The sequence below is a fragment of the Bacillus sp. OV166 genome (assembly GCF_900177675.1).
Lineage (GTDB): Bacteria > Bacillota > Bacilli > Bacillales > Cytobacillaceae > Neobacillus.
On the sequence record NZ_FXWM01000001.1, the window covers coordinates 1,404,203 to 1,430,106 of the forward strand.

Sequence of the window (25,904 nt, forward strand, 5' to 3'; positions counted from 1 at the left end):
ATTAAATAGTAAAATATTAGATAATTTACCCATGGGAATTTTAACTAATGACAGGAGGAAAAAATGATGAAAATTCGTGTGTCTGCCGTCCAGTACCAACTACATACCATTCAATCCTTCGAGGAATTTACCTCACAATGTGAGCACTACATAAAAACTGCTGAGGAATTTGGGGCAGAGTTTGTCTTATTTCCAGAGTTCTTTACAACTCAATTACTTTCAATAGGTAATGGTCAAGGCAAGAGCCTGACAATTAATGACCTGCCAAGTTATACCCAACAATATCTAGAACTATTTTCAAATTTTGCACAAAAAAAGAACTTACATATTATTGCGGGAACACATGTGATTGAAAGGGATGGCAAGCTGTATAATACAGCACATTTATTTTATCCAGATGGAAGAATTGGTGAGCAGGCCAAACTCCATATTACACCGACTGAAGTAAATGAATGGAATATGGCACCTGGGGACTCATTTCAGATATTTGAAACAGAAAAAGGGAAAATCGCCCTCCTTACTTGTTATGATATTGAATTTCCAGAAATTGTACGTATGGCAAAGGCCAAAGGTGCCGATGTGATTTTCTGTCCATCATGCACAGATGACCGTCATGGTTTTCATCGTGTTCGTTATACCAGCCATGCTCGTGCAGTTGAAAACCAAGTATATGTGGTCCTAACGGGAACTGTCGGTTCACTGCCGACTGTTGATTTTATGCGCGCTAATTTTGGCCAGGCGGCAATCATTACTCCTAACGATATACCATTTCCACCAAAAGGAATCTTGGTGGAAGGGGAAATCAATAATGACATGATTGTGACGGCTGACCTAGATATAAACTTGTTATATGAAGTAAGAGAACGTGGTTCCGTTACAACCTGGCGTGATCGAAGAACGGATCTTTACACAGATTGGGAAAAATAAACTGAAGGGGTGGGTATAGAATGTATCGAAGTGAATTTTACGTCTATGACCAAGAGCGGCCTGTGTCAGTTATCATTCGAAATTATTCAAATGTGGATTTTGACGATCTTATCAAGATTCAATCCGAGTGCTTCCCACCTCCTTTTCCTTCAGAATTATGGTGGAATAAAGAGCAATTAACAAACCATGTGTACATGTTTCCAGAAGGTGCATTGTGTGTTGAAGTAGATGGTGAATTAGCTGGGTCAATTACCGGCTTAACTATCGACTTTGATCCTAGCGATAAAAACCATTCGTGGGAAGAAATCACTGACCATGGATATATACGGAACAATAATCCAAATGGGAATACCTTGTATATTGTTGATATAAGTGTTCGTCCGAAGTACCGCAAACTAGGGCTTGGTAAATTGATGATGCAGTCTATGTACCATGTTGTGATAGAAAAAGAGTTATATCGATTACTTGGCGGGGGCAGAATGCCAGGATATCATAGAAAAGCTGATATCATGACACCAGGACAATATTTAGATGCAACAATTAAAGGGGAGGTTCAAGATCCTGTTATCACTTTCTTGCTGCATTGTGGTCGTGTGCCAATAGGGATTATTGAAAATTATCTCGAGGATGAAGAATCCTGCAATTATGCTGCATTAATGGAATGGAAAAACCCTTTTAGATAAGTGAGAGGAATGAATCATAATGGAATATATTAGAATAACCAGTATAGAAGACTCTAATTTTAAAAAGCTTCATAACTTAATGGGAGAAATTTTTCCTCCAGAAGAAGTATTAGAATATGAGCTATGGAAAGAGCCATTAGAAGATCCGAGTATTCGCGTGTTTGTTGCTGTCGATGGAGACGAAGTCACAGGAGCAACTGAATATCGTTATTATCCGGATTGGAATATTGCTATGACAGATTTTACAATCATCAGTAAACCAGGCTTAAGCCTTGGCCGTTTTTTAGCGCATAACCGTTTAACGGATTTACAACAATTAGCTAAAGAAAATGGTAACGAGCTATTCGGGATGTTTGCAGAAATATACGATCCGTACCGGGTTGAACAACACGAATTTGGTGGAGTAAAGGTTATGGATCCATATGTCCGACGTGAAGTTCTCTCCCATTTGGGTTATAAACGCATTGATTTTTCATATGTTCATCCTTCCTGGAAAAACAATGGGGAAGCTGTAGCAGGTCTAGATTTATGTTTCATGCCAATTCAAGATGAAGGACTTAATTCACTACCAGCAAACCTGGTAAAGGATTTTCTGACGACATACTATTCAATTCTTACAAATAAGCCGAAGGATTGGCTCGAAATGATAGATCGACTGGGGAAAAAGGAATTTGTCTCCCTATTACCACTTTAATAAAAAGAAATTTCAAATAATATTGACAACTATCTTGGAATCAACTAGAATTCTCTTTATAACTTGGAAATTTAATGAAAAACTAACTAAATAAAACTCTTATCCAGAGCGGCGGAGGGACTAGGCCCGATGAAGCCCGGCAACCATCAAGGTAATTCTTGAAAAGGTGCTAATTCCTGCAGGTTATTTTTAACCTGACAGATAAGAGGAGGAAATCTACCCTCTTCTTATGAAGAGGGTTTTTCTTATTTATATGATATTAAAAGAAACAACCTATTAGTCATGTCTAATATTATTTAAGGGGTGGAAAGCATGTCTGTCATTAAAGTGGCAATTCTAGGCTTTGGTACAGTGGGTGAAGGGGTATATAAAACAATACAATCCCACGCTGATGAACTAACTAATGTTTTAGGAAGAAAAGTAGAAGTAGCTGCAGTGCTAATAAAAAATAAACAAAAAACAAGAGACATAAGTGAAGACGTTTTAATAACTACAGACTTTGCCGAAATTCTTAAACTACCTCAACTGGATGTTGTTGTCGAAGCAATAGTCGACAAAGAACAACCCTTTACTTTTTTAAAACAAGCTATACAAAGTGGTTGCCACATAATCACAGCAAATAAAGAGATGTTTGCACATCACGGTAATGAGCTGCTCAAGCTAGCAGAGAGTCATAAAGTTTCAGTTGGTTTCGAAGCAACAGTTGCGGGAGGAATTCCAGTTATTCAAACCCTTAGGCAGTTATTAAATGTTAACCGTGTTCGTACCGTACAAGGCATTCTTAACGGGACATCAAATTTCATCCTTACTGAAATGCGGGAGAAAAAACAGTCCTTTGTTGCTGCGCTTAGTTTAGCACAAGGGAAGGGGTATGCTGAAGCGGACCCAACCAACGATGTGGAAGGGTTTGATGCTTTTTATAAAACAATAATTCTAAGCAGAATAGCTTTTGGTATAGAACCAAATTGGCAGGATGTTGAACGGGAAGGAATTACTTCGATCACAAGTGAATTAATCGAATCAACTGAAAAGCTAGGGTTAAGGTTTAAACATATTGCAAGTATTAATAAGATAGGTGATCAAATTAATGCAACGGTTAGACCGGTTCTTGTTGGAAAGTCGCATCCTTTTTATTCCGTTGAAGGGGTAGAAAATGCGGTAAATATTCATTCTGATATCGTTGGTAGTATTACTTTGCAAGGACCTGGAGCTGGGATGTATCCAACTGCTAGTGCTGTTATCGAAGATTTGGTCTATGTCTGTCAAAATCGGCCTTCAAATAAGAATTTCAAAGAAACAATTGCATTATGTGATGGAGAGAAAAAAGAGGATGTAGAAGGCTTATGGTTAATTCAAGGTCTCTCAAAAAATTATAAAAACCCTTTGATTACATGGATTACTCAAGCTATTGATGAGACAGCCATTATCCGGGCAACAAAGGAAGAAATTGAACGTTTAATTAATGACCAGCAGGCAAGGTGTTACTTTCAAATAATAGGTGAGTATGAAACAGAGAACAAAATTAGTGAGGTAACCTTAGCTGCCCTTTAAGTTAAAGGAATGTAGCGAGCAAGCGGTTATTCCCGAAAGAGCATTTAGGTGCTCTTTTTTTTATGAAGAATTACTACTCACTTATGTGTATGGTATTTATTAATATCTATAAAAATATTAAACAAAACATCCTTTAACTGGGGATAAGTTTAGTCAAAATTAAATGGTATTCATATTGTGTAAAAGCTTGACCAAATGGATTTTTTTAAAAAAAAGAAAATGAAGAGGTGCATCATGTTAGGGAATAGCTTAAATGGACGTTTATTAACGAATCTGAATAATACATTCACCTATGAGTTTTGGGTAATGCCTGAAAGCGTTCATCGTATCGATAAACAAACACGTGATAGGCCCGCAGATGTAAATGGAAAAAATTATATCATAGGACCTGGACATGGAGTGTCCGATAATGATGCTGGGGTTAGTGTTTCAGTTGGATTAAATGGGATAACGGTCTATGAACATACTAAGAAAAATATCTATGCAGTGTTAGTCTATGAAGCTATTATTAATCAGCTCATTCATGTTGCTGTTGTCTATGATGATAGAGAGCCCCAGCTATTCATTAATGGGAAGTTTGTAAAAAAAGGTGAACGAAGCCCTAAATCATTTGTATACCCATCGGGGATGATTGGGGGGCAACCTGGTCTTTTCTTTAATGGAGATATCAACGAGATTAGGCTTTGGAATCACTGCCGGACAGAACAAAATCTTAATAATTATTTGAATAAAAAGCTCACTGGAAGTGAAACAGAGCTATATGGTGTTTGGCCAACTCCATCTGTAAATGAACTAGAAACAAAAAAGGCAAATGCAAAAACCAAAACCCGCAAAATAAAAAAGCGTCCTTCTGCTAAAGAGCGACAAAATGAAATCCCCCTAGTAAGTAAGAACGAAGATATTGAAGTCAGTATTATTATTCCTTCCCTCAATAAATATCCACTCAATCTATTTACTCTCTATTCACTGGAATACCAAACATTCAATCCTTCAAAAATGGAAGTTATCTTTATAGATGATGCTTCAACAGACCAAACGGAAGAAAAGGTAAAGGGCTATAAGCCTCCGTATCATTTTAAATTTATACGTAATAAAAAGAATCTTGGAAGAGCTAAGGTTCGAAATTTAGGCATTCGTTCTGCAAGAGGCAGCATTCTTATTTTTCTAGATGCAGAAATGATAACAGAACCCGATTTTGTTGAAAGACATCATAAGCTCCACCAATCAAATAGTAAGCTTATTATATCAGGTGCAATGCATTCAAGAGTTATACACTCATGTATCTTTCCTGAATTTACTCAAAAGAAGATAAACAAAATCTCAACTATATCTAAAAATAACCAGGAGATTTATTCGAGGATTAAAGACTTTAAATATCCAAGTAAAGAACCGTATCAGTTGTTAGAAAAAAAAGATATTGAAAAGAAAGTATTTAAGAATTTAGGTGTTGAAGTATACCCATGGTTCCAACAGATAACCCGCAATTTTCCTGCTGATTTAGAAGGGTTTGCGTTTCCATGGATGGCTTTTCTAACAGGGAATGTGTCCATTCGTAAAGAGTTTATTATTGAGGCGGGATTGTTCGATGAAGACTTTGTCAAGTACGGTTACGAAGATTGGGAAATAGGTTATCGTTTATATAAAATGGGCGCCAAATATATTGTTAGAAACGATTTGATCACGTACCATCAAGAACATCCTGTTGGAGAAAGTAAATGGAATGAGGCAATTAACAATCTGGGACTGTTTTTGAAAAAGCATCATGACATCGATGTTCTAATTCTTGGAATAGAGATATCAGGTCTAGCAGATTTATTAACAATGAATAAGGTATTAAGCGAATATAAGTTACTCGTTCAATCCCATCCAGAGCGATTTCTAAAATTCCAAGAAAAATTCATTTGCATCCTTGAAACAATCCTCCTTATACTTCAAATCGACATCCGTCACATAAATATCTTAGGAGCTGCAGGCTTTAGCTCTGACGACAGAAAAGAACTTCAAGAAGATATTAATTCAATCAAAGGTCTAAACAAGTTTACAAAATTAACTTCCCTTTTAGAAAAGATCAAGATCTCTTAAAAAAATTCTCCAAGGTAAAGGAGTGAAAGTGTGGTTTCCATTATTACATGTACAATAAGAGAAGAAAATATCAAAAATGTTTTCAAAAATTATAAACAGCAATCCTGGAAGGATAAAGAACTCATTATTATCTTAAATAAGGATTCTATGAATATTGATAGATGGATCAAAAAGGCAAGGAAATATCGTAATGTCCAGATTTATCAGCTACACGAAAAAGCAACCTTAGGTGACTGCTTAAATTTTGGGATTATGAAAGCAAGTCATGATATTATTGCAAAATTTGATGACGATGATTATTACGGGCCTGACTACATTAAAAGTTCGATGGATGCTTTTAAAAATAAAGATATTTCTATTATCGGAAAAAGTTCTTTATATATTTATTTTAAAAATAAAAAGGCGCTGATCCATGTATCAGGTAGTGAGAATTCAATCACAGACACTGTTGCTGGAGCGACATTAATATTTAGAAAAGACGTGTTCCAACAAGTTCAATTTGAAAAAGTAAATCGAGCGGAGGATTACTTTTTCATTGATCAATGTAAAGAGAAGGGCTTTAATGTCTATTCAACTGAACGTTTTCATTTTGCAGTCATCAGACATGATACCGAAAAACATACATGGAAGATTGCTGATAAGGATCTTATGGAATGGGGAGAAACAATCGCCTATACAGAAAATTTCCAACCACTAGTATCGGCTGAGATAAAGGTATTCCCCCTTTAATATATAAAAGAAGCAGGATGTCCTGCTTCTTCTTTTTTGTTTCTTTCTTCATTTATTTATTTCTTTTCGTTTTTACACGTTGATTAGCAGCATTGGCACGTGCGAGTGCCTCAAGATCTGCATGGTCTGCAAATTCTGCAGAATATTCAACGTCATTTCCATCAGTTATTTTTAGGTTCTTAGGTGTTTGTGGAAGTGAGCTTTTGTTACTATTACCAGTTCCATTATGCATACGACCCATTACTAAAAACCCCTTTCATTGTTAACTTTCAGGAGCCGAATTGCTCCCTTTAATATCATTTACAATTAGAAAGGTAACCATGAATGGAAAATACTTCAGCAGAGCTATATGGTCGAAACTGAGGTCAAACTAGAGTCTGGTTTTTTTGTCGTGGTATCCGCCTGCACGGTCCGCCATTTTAAATTCCCTTTGATAAGATACTTCCTGCATACTGGTTAATGAGTATTTGCCTCGATCCTTATCTTTTTTCTTTTTTTCCGCCATTTTGCTCATTCCTTTCAACATTTTTTAGTTAATTGTCATCAAGCTATGTGGTAAAAAATAAAAGCACGTTATGTACTTATTTCCATTTTTACCTTATTAGAAAAGAATGATACTGTTTTTTAAGAAAATATATTTTTCAATGCCAAATGTAATTCCGAATACTTAAATTGATAGCCGTTTTCTAAAAGCTTATTCGATAATACCTTTTGTCCATCAACCACCAATATACTCATTTCACCAAGCAGCAGACGTAGTGCAAAACTTGGGACCGGAAGCCAGTGGGGGCGGTTTAATACTCGTGCAAGTGTTTTTCCAAACTCAGTCATCGTTACCGGTTTCGGTGCAGTGAAATTGATGGCTCCATCCATTTTTTCATTTTCTATTATAAAGGATATCCCTTGGACCACATCCTCAATGTGAATCCATGACATCCACTGACGTCCATTTCCAATGGGTCCACCGATAAATGATTGATAAGGGATTGCCATTTTTTGAAGAGCCCCTTGGTGTTTATCAAGGATGATTCCGAACCTGCAAAAGACAGTACGTATCCCTAATTGGCTGGCTTTTCCAGCTTCGATTTCCCATTGCTTAACTGTATCGGCCAAGAAATCATTCCCAAAGCCATGGTTATCTTTTTCAGTAAAAATTTTATCCAAGGATGTTCCATAAATCCCAATTGCACTTGCATTGATCAGTGCCTTTGGTTTGGTGTCTAATTTATTTATAATGGCTAGCAGTGCATGAACAGACTCTAAGCGACTGTTTAGGATCTTTTCTTTTCTTTTTACCGTCCAACGTCCACTATTAATCGATTCGCCTGCAAGGTTGATAAAAATATCAGTATCTTGGAGTTCATGAATGCTTGAACTATCACTTAGCCACTCGACGTATCGAATTCCATCAGTACGATTTGTCTCAATCGATTTTCTTGATAAAATAATTATCTCATGATTGTTTTTCAACAGGTGTTTGGTAAGTGCTTGGCCTACAAAGCCTGTTCCGCCTGCAATCGTTATTTTCATGTTTTCCGCCCCCTTTTACGTTTAATCTTACAATAGATAATGAGGAATATGGTAAAGTATTGATGAGGTGAATAACGTGGCCATTATAACAAAGATCACCACACAACAGAAAACTCAGGATCGATTCAATATTTTTATGGATTACGGTAAGGGTAAGGGTGAGGAATTTGCCTTTAGTGTCGACAGTGATGTTCTAATCAAATTTCAATTAAAAAAAGGAATGGAGCTTGATGATTTTTCCTTTGTGGAAATTCAGTATCAAGATGACATTCGCAAAGCATACAACAAAGCCATCCATTACTTAGCTAGAAGAATGAGATCGGAAAAAGAAATAAAAGATTATCTTGTATTAAAGGAAATAGATGAACCTGTCATCAATGAAATTCTTCATAGATTAACTGCACAGAAATACATAAATGACGAGGAATTCGCGTTGGCCTATGTACGAACCCAAGCGAATACCACTGATAAAGGTCCTAATGTAATTAAAATGGAATTAAAGGAAAAGGGAATAGTAGAGGGAATTCTCAACCATGCACTGAAGGAATATCCTCTCGAGCGACAGATTGAAAAAGCCACCAAAATAAGCTCAAAGTTTTACGAAAAGAATACAAAGGAATCATTAAAAATTCAAAAACAGAAACTTGAGAACCTGCTCCTTAGAAAAGGTTATCCATATGAAGTCATTAATATTGCTGTTAATGATGTCGGGATGAACAACGAGATGGATGAGGAAATGGAGGCAATCAGATTCCAAGGTGAGAAGGCCCATCGAAAATTTAGTAAATACAGTGGCTTTGAATATGAACAAAAGATGAAACAAGCATTATATCGAAAAGGGTTCCCGATCGAGCTCATCGAAACATACTTATCAGAAAGTAAAAAATCATGACAAAAGCATCATGATTTTTTACTTTCGATAATAATGGAATCTTGATCCATTTGTTCGATAATCATTTCGGCAACTTCCCTTGGTGAGCGGAAACGGGAAGTATCTTTGACATGGTCACTATTATCCCAAAATGGTGTGTCCATACCGCCCATATACACCGCGTTAAATTTAATCCCTCTCCCTTCGTATTCTTTCTGCAGACTCTCTGTAAAGCCTCTAATTGCAAATTTACTGGCCACATAAACCGCTTCATTCACTTTTCCACGCAAGCCTGCTGTTGAAATAATATTCAAAATACGTCCTTCCGAAGTCTTTAGCAGTTGAGGTAAAATTGCTTTGGTCATTAAAATAGTCCCTGAAACATTTGTGTTGATCATTTCAGTAATGTGATGTTCATTCATTTCCACAAATGGACCGAAATGCCCAACTCCAGCATTATTAACTAATCCGTATATATTATAGGTATGACTAATTTCTTCAGCTTTTTTCGAAACATCTTTCGCATTTCCAATATCAATAGGGAGGATATCAGCACTTCCTCCATTTGTTTCAATTTCTGCTTTTGTAGTTGTTAATTTATCAAAGTTCCGCCCTGTTAACAAAAGGTGATAGCCTTTTTGCGAAAAGAGATGCGCTAATTCTTTTCCTAAACCAGAGCCTGCCCCAGTAATAATGATCGTTTTCATTTTAAAATCTCCTTTGTATATTAGTTCATCCTTTATTTATTATATTATAATATACTAAAATGAGGTTATAAGGGGAGTGAATTCAAATGCAACAGGAGAAACGCTACAGTACCATGTCAGAACATGAATTAAGACAAGAAATTGGCATGCTCCAAGAACAAGCCAGAAAAGCAGAACAAATGGGAATGGTCAGTGAGTTTGCCGTGCTCGAACGAAAGGTTCAAATGGCGAGAGCATACCTGATTGACCCTCATTCGTTTAAACCTGGAGAAATTTATGAAATAGACGGGGACCCAGGACAATATTTTAAAATTGATTATATGAATGGTGTGTTTGCTTGGGGTTATCGACTTGCAGGAGAGGGAAAAGAAGAAGCGTTGCCAATCTCATTATTGAATCAGCCAAAAAAATAATTGGACAAACCAGAGAATAAGACCTCTGGCTTGTCTTGTTTTTACAGATCGGAAGGTTTATTTATAAACCTGTGGCGACTCATCATCGCGCTCACCTGAAGCACGCATCCGCTCTTGTGGATGGGTATTAATCGTGCCATCTGCTCTTTTTGAAGCATATTCTGCTTTTGCTCTTGGCTCTCCCTCGAACTTGTTATTATTTTGATTTGGGAAATTCGTTGCTTTATTTCTCATGCTGGACCTCCATTAAGGGAATGAGAACACGTGAAAAGCAAAGCATTCTCAATGCTTACCACGTAAAGATAGTATCTGCTTTTTTAAAATAGGTTATGTTAAAAGAAATTGGCAATGAGGTGGATAAATGAACGATTATCATGAAAGATTGACAAAACTACTTTTAGCTAAAAACGATCAACTCTCCTATAATCAGGCACGAACCTGGGTTGAACTTCTTTGGGATGATTTTGAAACCACTTATGCAAAAGCAGGCAGGGAATATATGGGCAGTGAAGTAGCAGAAAGAATTGTCAAGCAATGGATAGAAAACTACGGTGATAAACTGCATGAATTTGCAGCAACAAACCCAAAATACAAGGATTATTTAAATCAGGATAAAAATAGCGTAAACTAAAAAAGCGAGTGACAAAGTCACCGCAGATTGTTGAGAAAGGATATTTTTCTCGGCAATTTTTTATTTTGTCTAAACTAAATTACTGATTTTTTATGAGTTGATTGTCTTTGAAATGGTCTGTTGATTTCCGCTCCGGGCACTCGCTTTCCGCGGGGAGGTCCGGGAGCCTCCTCGGCGCTTTGGCGCCTGCGGGGTCTCCCGTGACCTCTCTATCCCGCAAGAGTCGAGTGCCCTCCGCTCCAATCAACAAGGAGGTAAATCAACCTAAAGCATTGCAACATACTTCTCCTAGAGTACTTGTTTTGAAATCTTTTTTATTTTGGCAGGTCGCAGAATAACCCCTTCTTATTGACTTCGCCAGTGATTTTTTAACGAGAATAGGCTTTATAACCCCTTCTTATCGACCTCGCCAGTGATTTTTTAAAGAAAACAGGCTTTATAACCCTTTCTTATCGACCTCGCCAATGATTTTTTAACGGAAACGGGCTTTATAACCCCTTCTTATTGACCTCGCCAGTGATTTTTTAACGGGAACAGGCTATATAACCCCTTTTTATTGACCTGGACTCTTTTGGCTTAAACATTGACTTCATTGCTTATTCTTAATTTCATTATGAGTTGAGGGTCTTAAATGAATATTACACTCTGTTGATTGGAATGGAAGGCACGAAGACTCCTGCGGGAGTACGGGGCAGGGGAGACCCCGCAGGAGCGAAGCGACGAGGAGGCTCCCCGGCACGCCCGCGGAAAGCGAAGTGCCACCTGGAGGCCAATCAACAGACATGTCGAAAAACCAATATATACTATATAATATTATAACGATTTAATGCGGTGGATTGTTAAAGAAAGTGGATTAATAAAAAGGCTATCGAAAGTTTTTCGACAGCCTGGAGTGGAAAAGTCACCGCTTTTTAACTAGGAATTATACTTAATTTCTTTCTTAATTTCTTCTCACTAAACACCCACCCCGTATAGGAGCTAATTGGAACTAAGTTACAATCTAATTGAACAACGGCCACAAATGGATAGTGTCCATTGCTCCGATAGCGTAAATCAATGAAGCGAACTTCGTAAAAATCAATAAATTCATCGACTTCCCAGCGATAGACTGGTGAAAATGATAAAAATGCTGAAAGGTTTTTATCCTTTTTTGCTGCCTCGATTACGGGTGTATTCGGAACGGGTATTCGATTAAAATGGTCTAAGATTTCAACTTTTTTATTTACTGCTTTTCCCACAAAAAATTGTTTCTTGTTCATGGCAGCAATTCTCCATTGATGAAATCTCATGGTTGGTGCAATAATTATTTCTGTTGCATCGGGAATCATTCTTTTTACCTCAACCAATACCCTTTTTTTCGCCCTAAAACGAGCAAGATAGTAAGCTATAATGAATGCATACATTATCAAAAAGGTATAACCTGGATTTGCTCCTAATACCCAAATAACGATTCCAAGGATATGGATCCCAAAGATAATCGGGTCAAACGTATTTATAACCCCTAGAGCGACCCATTTTGTAGAGAAAGGTCTTAGAGCCTGTGTGCCGTATGCGTTAAATATATCAACAAATACATGGATAAAAACAGCTGCAAATGTCCAAGCCCATAAATGAAAAAGATTGGCATCAGGAAAAAACGGATAGATAACGGCTAACAGTACAAGCGGCCACAATATTACAGCGGGGATAGAGTGGGTAATCCCGCGATGATTTCGAATGTATATGGCATTATTTCTTAGCTTCAAAACGGTATCTATATCAGGTATTTGCGACCCAGCAATTGTTGCAATTAAAACACTCGTCGTGGTCGCGTGGCTGCTAATTACTGCGGGATCGAGTGTAGCAAGACCACCAAGAGCAATACCCATGACAACATGAGTTCCTGTATCCAAAAGGAAATCCTCCTTCAATATAGTTCTTGTAAAACTAAACAAATTGAATTATCGTAAAACAAATACATTACTTATTATATTGCCTTTTTTCATACATGTTAACAACATCTGGAGGAACAAAAGTTATGATAATTGAACTAAAGAATATAGAAAAAATCAATATATCTGCTTTTCAAAATGATTTAATATCCTGGTTTAAACGAGAACAACGGGACTTGCCTTGGCGAAAAGACCTAGATCCATACAAAATATGGGTCTCAGAAATAATGCTCCAACAAACTAGAGTTGATACAGTAATTCCCTATTTTAATCGCTTTATTGAATGGTTTCCCACGATTGAAGACCTTGCCGAGGCAGAGGAGGATAAAGTGCTAAAGGCCTGGGAAGGGCTGGGATATTATTCAAGGGTTCGAAATTTGCAATCAGCTGTTAAGGAAGTAAGCGAGAAGTATAGCGGTGAAGTGCCAAATACTCCAGAAAAGATAGCTGAACTAAAAGGGGTGGGACCTTATACAGCTGGTGCGATTTTAAGTATTGCTTATGGAATTCCAGAGCCGGCTGTGGATGGAAACGTGATGAGGGTTATTTCAAGAGTCCTTTCCATCTGGGAGGATATTGCCAAATCATCTTCACGGAAGATTTTTGAAAAAGCAGTGCGACAGTTAATTTCACATGAAGACCCTTCCTCTTTCAACCAAGCATTAATGGAATTGGGAGCGTTAATTTGTACACCCACTTCTCCTTCGTGCTTATTATGTCCAGTTCGAGAACATTGCCAAGCTTTTGATGAGGGAGTTCAAAATGAACTTCCGATAAAAACTAAAAAAACCAAGACACGAAACGTTCAACTTGCTTCTGCTATCCTTTTGGATGGAAATGGGAAGGTATTAATTCACAAGAGGCCGGCAACTGGACTGCTCGCAAATTTATGGGAATTCCCTAATGTTGAGATCCATCACCCCTTACAAAATGAACGGGAGCAGGTAGCGGACCTATTTCACCATTCACTTGAGATAAACATAAAACTCGAGCGAATTATTGGGCAACTTGAACACACTTTTTCGCACTTGGTCTGGAATATTAAAGTATATTCAGGTACGTTAAATTCTGTTTTTCAAGAAAGTGAAGAATGGAAACTTGTTTCATTCGAAGAAATGAAACAATTTGCTTTCCCTGTATCCTCTCAGAAGATGCTCAAAATATTTCACGAACACCAAAAGGAATGAACGCCTTATTCAAGCGGCGTTCATTTTTCAATCATATACCGTTTTTGTTCCATGTGTATAATCTGCTTCTTGACGATTGATTCCGCCGCGATTCTCAATTTCTTCAATAATCTCGCGGTGAATCGTTTGTCCTTCGCTATTTAAATATGGAGTAATTTGCTGAAATGAGTGATGAAAAAAAGCAAGCTCACTGTTTTCCCAATCAGATTTAGCCATCATTGAAAGCTCTGTCATATCCCGTCCAACATACATATTTTCTACTTCCTTTCATAGGTTATTTATTCCTTAGTGTTTTATAATAATTGTCTTCTATTCCTGGAAAAGTTAAAATGATAACAATACTTGAATATAGAAGGGAATAGTTAGATGACTCAGAAAGTAGCACTCATTACAGGAAGCAGCAGGGGAATCGGTAAGGCAACAGCATTACGTTTGGCAGAAGCAGGATATGATATTGTTATCAATTATGCAAGAAGTAAAAAGGGTGCTCTAGAGACTGCCGAGCAAATTGAGGCATTAGGGAGAAAGGCATTAATTGTAAAAGCAAATGTTGGCGATGTTGCTAAAATTAAAGAAATGTTCGTGCAAATTGAGGCAGAATTTGGCCGCCTGGATGTGTTTGTCAATAATGCAGCATCAGGAGTTCAGCGTCCAGTAATGGAGTTAGAAGAATCCCACTGGGATTGGACCTTAAACATAAATAGTAAAGCCTTGTTATTCTGTGCACAGGAAGCAGCAAAATTGATGGAAAGAAATGGCGGGGGGAAAATTGTCAGCATCAGCTCTCTCGGTTCGATCCGCTATTTAGAAAATTACACTGTCGTAGGAGTCTCTAAAGCAGCGCTTGAGGCTTTGACAAGATATTTGGCAGTTGAGTTAGCTCCGAAAAATATTGTTGTAAATGCGGTCTCAGGCGGCGCTGTCGATACTGAAGCATTAAAGCATTTTCCAAACCGTGAAGAACTTTTACAAGAAGCAAAAGAAAAGACTCCTGCTGGAAGAATGGTCGAAATTGATGACATGGTTAACTGTGTAATGTTCCTTTTATCTGATGATTCAAGCATGATAAGGGGACAGACTATTATTATTGATGGTGGAATTTCATTACTTGTTTAAATTATTTTTAAATAATATTTTTTGCGGATAATCTCCACGAAGCATGGTTACATTATATTCGTGGAGGTGATATCAATGGCAAACTTCAATCAACAGCCAAACAAAACTTCAGCTGGGACTAACATCCAGGAAGTAAGACAACAAAACGCTCAATCTGCTTCTGGTCAAGGTTCTCAAGGCCAATTCGGAACTGAATTCGCTAGTGAGACAAATGCTGCTGAAGTAAGACAACAAAACCAACAATCGGCTCAAAAGTCTCAATCTGCTTCAGGACAAGGTTCCCAAGGCTCTTCAGGCCAATTCGGAACTGAATTTGCAAGCCAAACAGATGCTCAAGAAGTAAGACAACAAAACCAACAATCTCAAGCTCGTAAAAACCAAGGTAATGGCCAATTTGGTCAAAGCTAATAAAAGTATGCAGAAGGCACTCTAGATTCGTATAGAGTGTCTTCTTTCTGTTTCGACAAAACTTCTCTTAAGGTTACATATGTTGTCAAAGGAGAATAGGTCCTGTTCGAGAATACATATTAGATACAACTAATAAGGCGGTGAGGGAAATGGATCATTTTAACCGATTAGTTTCCGATCAAATGGTGACGATGGAAAAATTGCTATACCTTCAAGGAGAACTTGAACGTTGTCAACAAATCAAAGAAGAACTACAAACATTGCAGGATGCTACAGACCTTGAAAGTGTTCAAGCTGATATCCGACTGAAGAAAAAAGAGTTGAAAGAGATCCAGACCATTTTTGAAAAGCAGACAGAAGAGGTAATTAATTCCTATCGGGAAATGAACCTAACAGCATCTTTTTAGGTAAAAAAACAAAGAATATCTAAAAAAATTCGCAAATTTTTACAAAGAGCCATCGAAATATGGCTCTTTTGTTTTAAAATCTGTTCCCAACCGTTATAATAATAGAAAATAGGAATTGTACTTTGTTGCCTTTTGTCATTATTTATTTATATATAGTTAAGAATAGGTTACAAAGCGTTCAGGAATGAAGGTAGGGGAGAAACATGGGCGTACCCATCGAAGGTGAACCAATGCAAATACATAGTTATAAGCACAATGGGCACATCCATCGCGTCTGGGAAGAAACAACCGTTTTAAAAGGGACACAGAATTTGGTGATTGGAGGCAATGACCGAACACTTGTGACAGAATCAGATGGCAGGACCTGGATAACAAGAGAACCAGCTATTTGTTATTTTCATTCACAATATTGGTTCAATGTGATTGGAATGATCCGTGAGGATGGTATCTATTATTACTGTAATATCAGTTCACCATTTATCTTTGATGGCGAAGCACTAAAGTATATTGATTATGACCTTGATATAAAGGTGTTTCCTGATATGACCTTTAATTTATTAGACGAGGATGAGTATGAACGTCATCGCCGGGAAATGAATTATCCAGCTCCTATCGATCAAATCCTAAAAAGGAATGTTGACAAGTTGATTCAATGGATTCGGCAGCGGAATGGCCCTTTTGCACCAGATTTTATCGATATCTGGTACGAACGTTATTTAACATACAGACGTTAGATGGCAATTAGAAATATATGCGCCTGTTGATTTGATCAACAGGTTTTTATTTGCTTATTAAAGAAGATTCCGAAAGGAGGACCAATTTGAGCAGTATTCGCAGGTATCTTCAATTTGTAAAACCATACCGTTTGCAAGTAATTGGGACAATTATCATTGGAGTAATCAAATTTTCCATTCCACTAATGATTCCGATGCTGATTAAATATGTTGTTGATGACATTGTTGGAAGTCCTACCCTATCCCACGGTGAAAAAATGGATAAACTGATGTTAATTATGGGTGTAATGATAGTAATCTTTGTCATCGTGAGGCCGCCAATCGAATATTATCGGCAATATTTTGCCCAGTGGACGTCCAGTAAAATATTATATGATATTCGGGATACGATGTACACACATATCCAAAAGTTAAGCTTTAGGTATTTTTCAAATACCCGTGCTGGAGAAATTATATCACGAGTCATCAATGATGTTGAGCAAACGAAAACATTTGTCATTTCAGGATTAATGAACCTTTGGCTGGATATAGCCACAATTATTATTGCAATTATTCTTATGTTTTCTATGAATGTTAAGCTGACGTTTGTTTCGATTTTGCTGTTTCCACTCTACGCCTTCTCGATTAGATTTTTCTTTGGGAATTTACGGAAATTAACACGTTCGCGCTCACAGGCCCTAGCCGAAGTCCAGGCCTATTTACATGAGCGGGTGCAAGGGATGCCCGTAATCAAGAGCTTTGCGATCGAAGACTATGAACAAGGCCAATTTGATAAGCAGAATAAAAACTTCTTAGAAAAGGCATTACAGCATACAAGCTGGAATGCGAAAGCCTTTTCGGCTGTTAATACGATTACGGATATTGCCCCATTAATAGTCATTGGCTATTCTGCTTACCTCGTCATTCAAGGTCAACTATCACTTGGGACAATGGTTGCGTTTTTTGCCTATATTGATAAACTTTACAATCCATTAAGAAGGTTAGTTAATTCTTCCACCACTATTACTCAATCGTTTGCATCTATGGATCGGGTATTTGAATTTTTGGATGAGAAGTATGATATCGTGGATAAACCTAATGCAAGAGAATGCAGCGAGGTACACGGGGACATTTCGTTTGAGAATGTTTATTTTTCTTATGAAAAAAAAGAGGAAATGGTTTTGACAAATATTACTTTAGATGTAAAAAGGGGAGAAACGATAGCGCTCGTAGGAATGAGCGGCGGCGGGAAATCCACACTTGTTAGTCTGATTCCCCGTTTTTACGACGTGACCGAAGGAAGCATCACTTTAGACGGGGTAGACATCCGTCAATTTAAGGTTCAAACTCTGAGAGACAAAATTGGTGTGGTTTTTCAGGATAATATTTTATTTAGTGAATCGGTTATGGATAATATTTTATTAGGAAAGCCAGGTGCTTCTGCTGAAGAGGTATACAAGGCTGCAAAAGCGGCCAATGCCGATGAGTTTATCTTAAACCTGTCAGAAGGGTATAACACCAAGGTAGGCGAACGTGGGGTTAAGCTTTCTGGAGGACAGAAACAACGAGTTGCGATTGCCCGTGTCTTTTTGAAAAATCCACCTATCTTAATTCTTGACGAAGCAACCTCTGCACTAGATTTAGAGAGTGAGCATGCTATACAAGAATCACTCAAGGAGTTAGCCAAGGATAGGACTACCTTTATTGTTGCACACCGATTGTCAACGATTACTCACGCAAATCGAATTGTCCTGATTGAACATGGTCAAATTGTAGAAGTCGGAACACATGACGAGTTGATGGAGAAGAAAAGAAATTATTATAAACTTTTTCAAGTGCAGCAGTTAGAACAAAAAGAAACCGAAGCAGAGTAATTTGCTTCGGTTTTTTATATACTTTCTTCGTCGATCGAGACTTCATTATGATGATACGAATGGAAGCTTGTAATCAGTGTATCAAGATGTTCTACCTGTTCACCGTAATCAATAATCGAAGCAACAATTTGCATGGTATGATAATGAAGTGGATTATCATGGTCGGTAATTTCTTGCTGGTGGAGTAAAAATAAATCAAATAATTCCTTTTTATTTAAGCAGATCGTATTTTCAGAATTGGCAGGTGGGTTTGGAATTTTACCAATAAATCTAAGCATGAGCTGTTCATGATGGTAAATTAGGCAGTCTAATTGTTCCTGTATCGATTGTTGGAATTTTTCTGGAAGGTGTAATAATTCATTCTCAAAACGATGAAGTCTTTTTAAAGTATCAAGTGCCTTTTTTGCTGCAGAATTCATTTGCCGATAAATAACAAGCTTACGGGATTTTTCCAGACTATTTTTCTTAAAATAACTGCGTTCTTCTTTGTACATACTGTAGAACTGGCCCATTTGAATGATATTCTCTTTTAATTTATCAATATCTGTTTTGAGAAGATTATGATCGAAGTCATGCCGGGTGCTTAAACGGATCCATCTAATAATTTCTTCTGTTGTGCTCGTCATTCTAAAATAAAGTTTATTTTCATACTTTGGCGGCATAAATACTAGATTGACTAAAAATGCAGAAAAGACCCCAATCATGATGGTAGAAAAACGGATCCCGGCAAATGGTATGAAATCGCCACCTGGTGTTTCCATTATGGATATTAACGTAACAAGTGATAAACCAATCGTATTTTCGAGTTTAAGCTTTAAATTAATGCCAATCACCATAATAGCAGCCAAGCCAATGACAATAATATGATTTCCTAACAGAAGTACAAAAACCACTGCAAGTAAAGCACCAATGATATTTCCTTGAATTTGTTCAATGATTGTTAAATAGGAGCGATAAATGGTCGGTTGTATCGCAAATATGGCAGCAATGCCGGCGAATACCGGTGAGGGTGAATGTAATAACTGACCTAAGTAAAGGGATAACACAATAGCAATTCCCGTTTTTAAGATGCGGGCACCTAACTTCATTCCAAATAGTTTCCTTTCAAAAATAAATATATAGTTTATGGCAGCCCCAAGTAACAGTTTTACATCGAAAACAGAACTGACGCTTTTTCAATTAGCAATAAGTTACTATACATTGATTATCATATATTATCAAGAGAAATTATATGAATTTATATTTCATTTGTTACAGGAAAATGTCATATAAAAAAACGCCCGCTAGAGCAGCGGACGTTACTATTAGTATTCTTGATCATTCTGTTGATACAGCTGGATCAGCTTGTTCTTTGACAGGAAGAACCTGCACAAATTGATTTTCAAGATCAGTTAAAAGTACACGAAGTTGATTAGCTTCGTCAGCCTGACCATTCTGTTCAAGCAAGTCAGTATATTTGGTTAATAGTTCGTTAATATCCTGTTTGCCTTTTTCGTCTAGATCAACAACTGAAACCTTAGCTCCTTTTGCAATCCTTTTTTGAATGGCTTCTTTCGTTAATCCCATCTCAGGCTGCTGGCGAATATAGATAACCCCGCCCGTCATTCCTGCACAAATCCATGGTCCTGGGTCTCCCAGTACAAGGCCGCGGCCATTAGTCATGTATTCAAAGGCAAAACCTTTAATATTAGCATTTGAACCAATGTTACCTGCTTCTTTTTCTGGAAGTGGCTTCTTAACAGCACCGCCAATAATTAAGTCAGCACCTGAAAGTCTAATCCCTGCGCGTGCGTCGGCATTTCCTTGTGCAACAAGAAGCCCTTTTTGAGCACCATATCCAAACCCTTTTCCGACGGAACCGTTGTAATAATTGCCATCTTTACCTTTGGATTTTAGGATATAGATATTTCCGCCAAAAGAAGTCTTTCCGACACCGTCCTGACCTCCGCCATTCACAGTGATGTCAATTCCTTCACTATTATAAGCACCCAAACCATTTCCAGGAATGGAACCACCCTTATATTTAAGTTGTACGGATGGAAGTTGCTTGTATGAACCATCAAGTCTTCCACGAACACGGTGACATGAAACACGGCTTCCTAGCACACGTTGTTCCGAAGTGACACTTGCAAATTCGCGAGATGAGTGTAACTGATCGACACTGCCATCAAGATACTCTGCACCCACTGCAACCTGCATTTGAACTTCTTCAATTGATTTAGATGCTTCTGTTTTTGCAAATTGGCTAATTTCTAGCGGCTTTAACAAATAGGAGAGGCTAAGTTGGCCTTGGCCTTTCATTTGCTCTAATAAATCAGAACGTCCAACAGCATCCTGTAAATTGCGAATACCAACCGATGCTGCAATTGTCTTCAACTCTGTCCCAAAGGCTGTGAAGAGATTCATAATTCCCTGCACTGCTAATTCTAATTGGCGTGGAACAAAACGTCGTAAGCCATGCTCTTTTGCTTGTGCTTCTGATTCAATTTGTGTCGCGATACCAACATGACAGGTGTCTAAATGGCAACCACGGCAAGTCGTACAACCAATTGCCAGCATTGAAAGCGTACCGAAACCAACTCGGTTTGCACCAAGGAGCATGATCTTCATAACGTCCATGGCACTCTTCATACCACCATCAGCCCAGATTTCTACTTTATGGCGAAGGCCGCTTTCAAGTAGGGCATTATGTGCAGCTTTTACACCAATTTCTACAGGTAAACCAACATGCTGAAGGGCATGTATTCTGGCAGCACCAGTACCGCCATCGAAGCCGCTCAAGGTGATAATGTCTGCACCAGCTTTGGCAATACCGACAGCAATCGTTCCGATATTCGGTACAACTGGAACTTTAACAGCAATTTTTGCTTGATCGTTTGCCGTTTTTAATTCAAGAATCATTTGTGCTAAATCTTCAATTGAGTAGATATCATGGTTGTTTGATGGTGAGATCAAATCAGAACCAAGTGTTGCATTACGTGCTTCTGCAACCTTCGCAGTTACCTTTGAACCTGGTAAGTGACCGCCTTCACCAGGCTTAGCGCCTTGCCCAATTTTGATTTCTAATAGATTCGAAGAGTTAAGTAGTTCAGCATTTACGCCAAATCTTCCAGAGGCAATCTGCTGACCTCTTGTTTTTGGATATTTGCCAAGCATATCTTTTATTTCTCCGCCTTCACCATTTAGGCTAATCATGTTTAACCGGTCTGCTCCTTCAGCATAAGCTCTGAATGCTGTTTCATTCTGAGAACCAAATGACATCGAAGAAATAAGAAACGGTAAATCATGGTCCCCAACACGAAGATTAACCTCATCAGGTGAGAGAGATTTATGACTCTTTTTAAGTTGAACTAAATGGCGAATCGTTGTTGGATTCTCTGTTTCTTGTTCTGAGATTTTATCACGATAACTACTGTAGTCACCAGTAGCAGCCACTTCACCAATGGCCTTCCAAATACGTGGGAAGAGATGGAAAGTCTTTCCGACTCTTTCCTTTTCATTATGGTAATCTTCTGCTCTAGACAAAGCATCCATCTTCATCGCTTCAAAATCAGTCTCAAGTTCCTTCGAGCCAAAAAAGTTAACGATGTTTAATAGGCTAGCGATTTCCTCATGTAATCCGATACTTGAGAAAAGGCGACCGTAACCTCTCAGTTCGTGAATGCCTATTGTTGAAATTACTTTTTCCAATCCTTTTGTCAAAGCACTATATAGATTGGTTAAAGGCTTAGTTGTCTCGTCTAGAACCGTTAAGAACATGTAATAAGGACTAATTAAATCGGCACCTAATCCAAAAGCAGTGATAATGTCATGAAGTGATCGTATAGCTCCAGATCGTAGAACTAAAGAACAATCCCTTCTTATTTCTGCCTTAACTAGTGCTTGATCAATCGCAGATGTTACTAAGTGCGGGTCAATCCAATAGGAATCTTCTTGGTGTGCTTTTGCATCATTAAGAACAAGTAATGTTTTTCCAGCCTGAACTGCTTGGACTGCCTCATTTGCTAGTCTTTCTAATGCAAGCTCTAACTTCTCTTCTTTTTTAAAGGTCGTAGATATAAAGGTTACTAACTTTTGTTCCTGAAAATGGTGGACAACTTGATCAAAACTCGGCTGATCTAAACTTTCGGATAGGCTGTAGCCAGCTTTTCCTTCCAATAATAGAGGAGTTGTAAGTTCGATTACAGTTTCACTATTTTCTTTATTGAATAGGGTTGGACGCTTACCAATAATTACACGTGTGGAAAAGTGTTCTGTTTCACGGTCTCTATCAATAGCAGGATTCGTTACAACGGCAACACTTTCTTTAAAATAATCGGCAATATTTTTACGCTCTGGGTTAAGCGCAGCAAGTGGGGCATCGTGGCCAAGTGAACGAATTGGTTCCACACCTTTTTCTGCCATTTGTTCGATTAATTGGATATGATCTCTTTCCCAGCCAAAAGCTTTATATTGTCCATTATGGATTTTGTCAGGATAATTCATCGTAACTGTCTTTCCTAAAGAAGGAGGAAGCAAACGTACCCTAACCTCACTGAAATTTAACTTTTCAGAAAAACGGGTATAGACCTCATTCTGAAAACGAGCTTGTTCAAATACTTCTAACGTTTCACCGTTCCATTTAAAGCCAACCTTTTCACCTGGTGCTAAAGGCTTCGGATCGTTCGTATATTCGCTTGAAGAAATGATTCCTGGTTCTGAAGAAAACAGATAAGAACTATCAATTTCAAGCATCCAAAGCGGACGAAGGCCAAGAGCATCCACACTAAATACTGCTTCATCACCAAATCTAGAAATAATACCTGCAGGTCCTTGGGCAAAGTGTCCCCATGCTTCCCTTAAATAGGTATATAGATCTTGGAGATTTTCAGGGTATGCCTTAATTTCATTGATAATTGGCGGGAATAAAACATCCATTGCTTCAAATAATGAAAATCCTTCACGGCAAATTAATGTTTCCATTGTACGGCTTAAATCTTGGGAGTCACTGCCATCTTTGACAAGTGGTACACCAATCATTTTTGCTTCATCACGAAGCTTTGCAATGGTATTAATCTCCCCATTATGTCCGAGAACACTAAACGGCTGTACCCGGAAAAAGCTTGAAAGTGTATTCGTAGAATAGCGATTATGTCCGAGTGTCATTGTTGAAGCAACAAGTGGATTCGCAAGGTCATAATAGTAACGTGGAAGAATATCCCCAGCTCCCATTACCTTATAAACCACATGGTTCTGACTTAGTGAAGCCACATGGACATGCTCGTTTGTTTCTAAATCAACTAATGCATCGAAAAGGGCTTTTGATAATTCCTGACCTTTTTTTGTGGAAAGACAGGCAAATTGCCAAAAAACAGGGTTTTCCTGAATGGCAATGGGACCAAGTGCAGAAGTGTCCGTAACCTTATCAGTTTCATAAATTAAATCAAAGTCGTATTTCTCCACCTTCTTAATTAATTCTTGTTTGGTAGTTTCCCAGTTTACCATTTGACTAATGAAAACATGACCAACAGCAAATTCTTCTTTTTCAGCTAGTGATGGTTCCTGGCCAGCCTGAAGCAATTTTTCCTTCCAAAGCTCGACAGGGATATCGGTATGAATGCCAACGCCATCGCCTTCACCGTTAATAAAACCTGCGCGATGATTCATTGTCACAAGAGCGTCTATACAATCAAAGATATTTTTTCTAGTTGGGCTCTTAGTTTTTTCAAGGCATGCGACAATCCCGCAGGCATCGTGTTCTTGTTTATGGAAATCTTTGAAAAGGGAAGGGGTCCATTTTTGTGTCATCTTATTAGGCTTTAGCAGATATCTGCTAAGGCCTCTTTCACCTCCTATGAAACTTAAAGTTTGAGAATATAGTGTTTGTAGTTAGATTTCGGTTGTTACTTTAACGAGGTATAAAGTTAAAAAGTATATCTAAAAATAATAATATAATAGTATCATAAGAATTTTCAGAAATCAAATAAATATGCAGTAATTTGGATAAGAAAATAGTGGTTAAATGGTGTAGGATAAATGAGGGAACATCTTATTGTAAACGTTTTCAAGATGATTTTATAAAAAAAAGGAAGTGATTCCCACTCCCTTTTGTGCATAAAATGTGCATATTTATTCGTTAGTAAGTGAGAAAAATGCATTTCTTACCGCATGTAGTGTTGCTTCAACATCTTCTTCAGTATGAGCAATTGTCAAGAACCATGCTTCATATTTGGATGGAGCAAGGTTTATTCCTTGATGGAGCATATGTTTAAAGAACTTTGCAAATGTTTCACCGTTTGTGTTTTCAGCTTGTATATAGTTTTCGATTTTTTCATTTGTAAAATAAACAGTTAACGCACCCTTCAAACGATTAATGGTAATTTGAATATTATTTTCCTTTGCTGCCTCTAAAATTCCTGCTTCAAGCATCGCACCTAAACGGTCTAAATAGTCATAAATTCCTTCTTGTTTTAAAACCTCTAGACAGGCGATACCTGAAAGAATGGAAGCGGGATTTCCTGCCATTGTCCCTGCCTGGTAGGCGGGTCCGAGCGGTGCAACGGTTTCCATAATTTCTTTTCGGCCACCGTAGGCACCAATGGGAAGACCACCACCAATGATTTTACCTAACACGGTTAGATCTGGCTGGATGCCTAATAAATCTTGAGCACCGCCGTACATAAAGCGGAAGGCCGTGATGACTTCATCATAAATCACAAGAGCGCCTGCTGCATGAGTAATATCATTCACTTCCTGCAAGAAACCTGGCTTTGGTTCTACAATCCCAAAGTTACCGACAATGGGTTCCACTAATACTGCTGCGATTTGGTCGCCCCACTTAGCGATTGCCTCTTTAAATGGTTCGATATCATTGAAAGGTACAGTTATCACTTCTTGAGCAATACTTTTCGGAACTCCCGCAGAATCTGGAGTGCCTAATGTAGATGGCCCCGAGCCTGCTGCAACAAGGACGAGGTCTGAATGACCGTGATAACAGCCTGCAAATTTAATAATTTTATCTCTTCCAGTGTAGGCACGAGCAACTCGGATCGTTGTCATCACGCCTTCGGTTCCTGAGTTTACGAAACGAACTTTTTCCATAGAAGGAATTGCTTCTTTTAACATTTTCGCAAATTTCACTTCATGAGGTGTTGGTGTACCATAAAGGACGCCGCTTTCTGCTGCACGTTTGATTGCCTCTGTGATATGTGGGTGGGCATGACCAGTAATAATGGGCCCATATGCTGCGAGATAATCGATATATTGATTGCCGTCGACATCCCAAAAGTAAGCACCTTGTGCGCGCTCCATTACAACCGGAGCACCTCCGCCAACAGCTTTATAAGAACGTGAGGGGCTATTAACTCCACCAACAATGTGTTCAAGTGCTTCATTATGTAATCTTTCTGAATTAATAAATTTCATTTTTTTCCTCCTTAAATTGCTTCTTACCTATTTTATCACTTTTCTT

At 38.0% G+C, this 25,904-nt stretch carries 25 protein-coding genes and 1 riboswitch; of the genes, 15 read left to right on the plus strand and 10 right to left on the minus strand.

Annotated features, from left to right (window positions below; genetic code table 11):
* Positions 1–66 precede the first annotated feature (66 nt).
* From CCK98_RS06595 to CCK98_RS06620, 6 genes are all read left to right on the plus strand, one after another.
* Positions 67–927, plus strand: a complete 861-nt coding sequence (locus tag CCK98_RS06595) for a carbon-nitrogen hydrolase family protein (RefSeq protein ID WP_088085852.1) — start codon at positions 67–69, stop codon at positions 925–927.
* A 20-nt stretch (positions 928–947) separates the two neighbouring features.
* Positions 948–1,610 (plus strand): GNAT family N-acetyltransferase, encoded by a 663-nt coding sequence (locus tag CCK98_RS06600; protein ID WP_088085853.1) that lies wholly within the window; start codon positions 948–950, stop codon positions 1,608–1,610.
* A gap of 19 nt (positions 1,611–1,629) precedes the next feature.
* Positions 1,630–2,304, plus strand: a complete 675-nt coding sequence (locus CCK98_RS06605) for a GNAT family acetyltransferase (RefSeq protein ID WP_088085854.1) — start codon at positions 1,630–1,632, stop codon at positions 2,302–2,304.
* A gap of 96 nt (positions 2,305–2,400) precedes the next feature.
* Positions 2,401–2,512: riboswitch (SAM riboswitch) on the plus strand.
* 104 nt (positions 2,513–2,616) lie between these two features.
* Entirely contained in the window at positions 2,617–3,855 is a 1,239-nt protein-coding gene (locus tag CCK98_RS06610; RefSeq protein WP_256942273.1) for a homoserine dehydrogenase, read from the plus strand.
* A 234-nt stretch (positions 3,856–4,089) separates the two neighbouring features.
* The gene (locus tag CCK98_RS06615) at positions 4,090–5,937 is read left to right on the plus strand and encodes a glycosyltransferase (RefSeq protein WP_179195728.1); all 1,848 of its coding nucleotides are present in this window, start codon (positions 4,090–4,092) and stop codon (positions 5,935–5,937) included.
* A 30-nt stretch (positions 5,938–5,967) separates the two neighbouring features.
* Complete coding sequence (locus CCK98_RS06620; protein WP_088085856.1) at positions 5,968–6,666, plus strand: glycosyltransferase family 2 protein; 699 nt, start codon at positions 5,968–5,970, stop codon at positions 6,664–6,666.
* 52 nt (positions 6,667–6,718) lie between these two features.
* Here the strand turns inward: CCK98_RS06620 and CCK98_RS06625 are convergent, their stop codons facing one another.
* The 3 genes from CCK98_RS06625 to CCK98_RS06635 form a co-directional block, all read right to left on the minus strand.
* Positions 6,719–6,907 (minus strand): YfhD family protein, encoded by a 189-nt coding sequence (locus tag CCK98_RS06625; RefSeq protein WP_088085857.1) that lies wholly within the window; start codon positions 6,905–6,907, stop codon positions 6,719–6,721.
* A gap of 129 nt (positions 6,908–7,036) precedes the next feature.
* Positions 7,037–7,171 (minus strand): YfhE family protein, encoded by a 135-nt coding sequence (locus CCK98_RS06630; protein WP_082797355.1) that lies wholly within the window; start codon positions 7,169–7,171, stop codon positions 7,037–7,039.
* Positions 7,172–7,290: 119 nt separating this feature from the next.
* Positions 7,291–8,196, minus strand: a complete 906-nt coding sequence (locus CCK98_RS06635; RefSeq protein ID WP_088085858.1) for a TIGR01777 family oxidoreductase — start codon at positions 8,194–8,196, stop codon at positions 7,291–7,293.
* A gap of 76 nt (positions 8,197–8,272) precedes the next feature.
* Between CCK98_RS06635 and recX the strand changes: the two genes are divergently transcribed.
* Complete coding sequence (recX, locus tag CCK98_RS06640; RefSeq protein ID WP_088085859.1) at positions 8,273–9,088, plus strand: recombination regulator RecX; 816 nt, start codon at positions 8,273–8,275, stop codon at positions 9,086–9,088.
* 8 nt (positions 9,089–9,096) lie between these two features.
* On the opposite strand, the gene CCK98_RS06645 is transcribed toward recX, so the two are convergent.
* Entirely contained in the window at positions 9,097–9,774 is a 678-nt protein-coding gene (locus CCK98_RS06645) for an SDR family oxidoreductase (protein ID WP_088085860.1), read from the minus strand.
* Between the two features lie 86 nt (positions 9,775–9,860).
* Here CCK98_RS06645 and CCK98_RS06650 point away from each other — a divergent pair, with 86 nt between their 5' ends.
* Positions 9,861–10,187 carry a YfhH family protein gene (locus CCK98_RS06650; protein WP_088085861.1) on the plus strand — a complete coding sequence of 109 codons (327 nt, stop codon included), beginning with the start codon at positions 9,861–9,863 and terminating at the stop codon, positions 10,185–10,187.
* A gap of 57 nt (positions 10,188–10,244) precedes the next feature.
* On the opposite strand, the gene CCK98_RS06655 is transcribed toward CCK98_RS06650, so the two are convergent.
* On the minus strand, positions 10,245–10,421 hold the full coding sequence (locus tag CCK98_RS06655; RefSeq protein WP_088085862.1) for a small, acid-soluble spore protein K: 177 nt from the start codon (positions 10,419–10,421) through the stop codon (positions 10,245–10,247).
* Positions 10,422–10,548: 127 nt separating this feature from the next.
* Between CCK98_RS06655 and CCK98_RS06660 the strand changes: the two genes are divergently transcribed.
* Complete coding sequence (locus CCK98_RS06660; RefSeq protein ID WP_088085863.1) at positions 10,549–10,818, plus strand: YfhJ family protein; 270 nt, start codon at positions 10,549–10,551, stop codon at positions 10,816–10,818.
* Between the two features lie 911 nt (positions 10,819–11,729).
* Here the strand turns inward: CCK98_RS06660 and CCK98_RS06665 are convergent.
* Positions 11,730–12,710 carry a metal-dependent hydrolase gene (locus CCK98_RS06665; protein WP_088085864.1) on the minus strand — a complete coding sequence of 327 codons (981 nt, stop codon included), beginning with the start codon at positions 12,708–12,710 and terminating at the stop codon, positions 11,730–11,732.
* A gap of 125 nt (positions 12,711–12,835) precedes the next feature.
* Between CCK98_RS06665 and mutY the strand changes: the two genes are divergently transcribed.
* Complete coding sequence (mutY, locus tag CCK98_RS06670) at positions 12,836–13,936, plus strand: A/G-specific adenine glycosylase (protein WP_088085865.1); 1,101 nt, start codon at positions 12,836–12,838, stop codon at positions 13,934–13,936.
* Positions 13,937–13,963: 27 nt separating this feature from the next.
* Here the strand turns inward: mutY and CCK98_RS06675 are convergent, their stop codons facing one another.
* Positions 13,964–14,188 (minus strand): hypothetical protein, encoded by a 225-nt coding sequence (locus CCK98_RS06675; RefSeq protein ID WP_088085866.1) that lies wholly within the window; start codon positions 14,186–14,188, stop codon positions 13,964–13,966.
* A 114-nt stretch (positions 14,189–14,302) separates the two neighbouring features.
* Here CCK98_RS06675 and fabL point away from each other — a divergent pair, with 114 nt between their 5' ends.
* The 5 genes from fabL (at position 14,303) to CCK98_RS06700 (ending at position 18,454) form a co-directional block, all read left to right on the plus strand.
* Positions 14,303–15,052, plus strand: coding sequence for an enoyl-[acyl-carrier-protein] reductase FabL (gene fabL, locus CCK98_RS06680; protein ID WP_088085867.1), 750 nt, complete (start codon positions 14,303–14,305; stop codon positions 15,050–15,052).
* A 75-nt stretch (positions 15,053–15,127) separates the two neighbouring features.
* On the plus strand, positions 15,128–15,460 hold the full coding sequence (locus CCK98_RS06685) for a gamma-type small acid-soluble spore protein (protein WP_088085868.1): 333 nt from the start codon (positions 15,128–15,130) through the stop codon (positions 15,458–15,460).
* 149 nt (positions 15,461–15,609) lie between these two features.
* Positions 15,610–15,867 (plus strand): YgaB family protein, encoded by a 258-nt coding sequence (locus CCK98_RS06690; protein ID WP_088085869.1) that lies wholly within the window; start codon positions 15,610–15,612, stop codon positions 15,865–15,867.
* A gap of 203 nt (positions 15,868–16,070) precedes the next feature.
* Positions 16,071–16,601 (plus strand): DUF402 domain-containing protein, encoded by a 531-nt coding sequence (locus CCK98_RS06695; RefSeq protein WP_088085870.1) that lies wholly within the window; start codon positions 16,071–16,073, stop codon positions 16,599–16,601.
* 86 nt (positions 16,602–16,687) lie between these two features.
* Positions 16,688–18,454, plus strand: a complete 1,767-nt coding sequence (locus tag CCK98_RS06700) for an ABC transporter ATP-binding protein (RefSeq protein WP_088085871.1) — start codon at positions 16,688–16,690, stop codon at positions 18,452–18,454.
* A 14-nt stretch (positions 18,455–18,468) separates the two neighbouring features.
* On the opposite strand, the gene CCK98_RS06705 is transcribed toward CCK98_RS06700, so the two are convergent.
* From CCK98_RS06705 to CCK98_RS06715, 3 genes are all read right to left on the minus strand, one after another.
* Positions 18,469–19,542, minus strand: a complete 1,074-nt coding sequence (locus tag CCK98_RS06705; RefSeq protein WP_088085872.1) for an aromatic acid exporter family protein — start codon at positions 19,540–19,542, stop codon at positions 18,469–18,471.
* Positions 19,543–19,771: 229 nt separating this feature from the next.
* Positions 19,772–24,241, minus strand: a complete 4,470-nt coding sequence (locus tag CCK98_RS06710; protein ID WP_088085873.1) for a glutamate synthase-related protein — start codon at positions 24,239–24,241, stop codon at positions 19,772–19,774.
* Positions 24,242–24,562: 321 nt separating this feature from the next.
* Positions 24,563–25,858, minus strand: coding sequence for a glutamate-1-semialdehyde 2,1-aminomutase (locus CCK98_RS06715; RefSeq protein ID WP_088085874.1), 1,296 nt, complete (start codon positions 25,856–25,858; stop codon positions 24,563–24,565).
* Between the last annotated feature and the right edge of the window lie 46 nt (positions 25,859–25,904).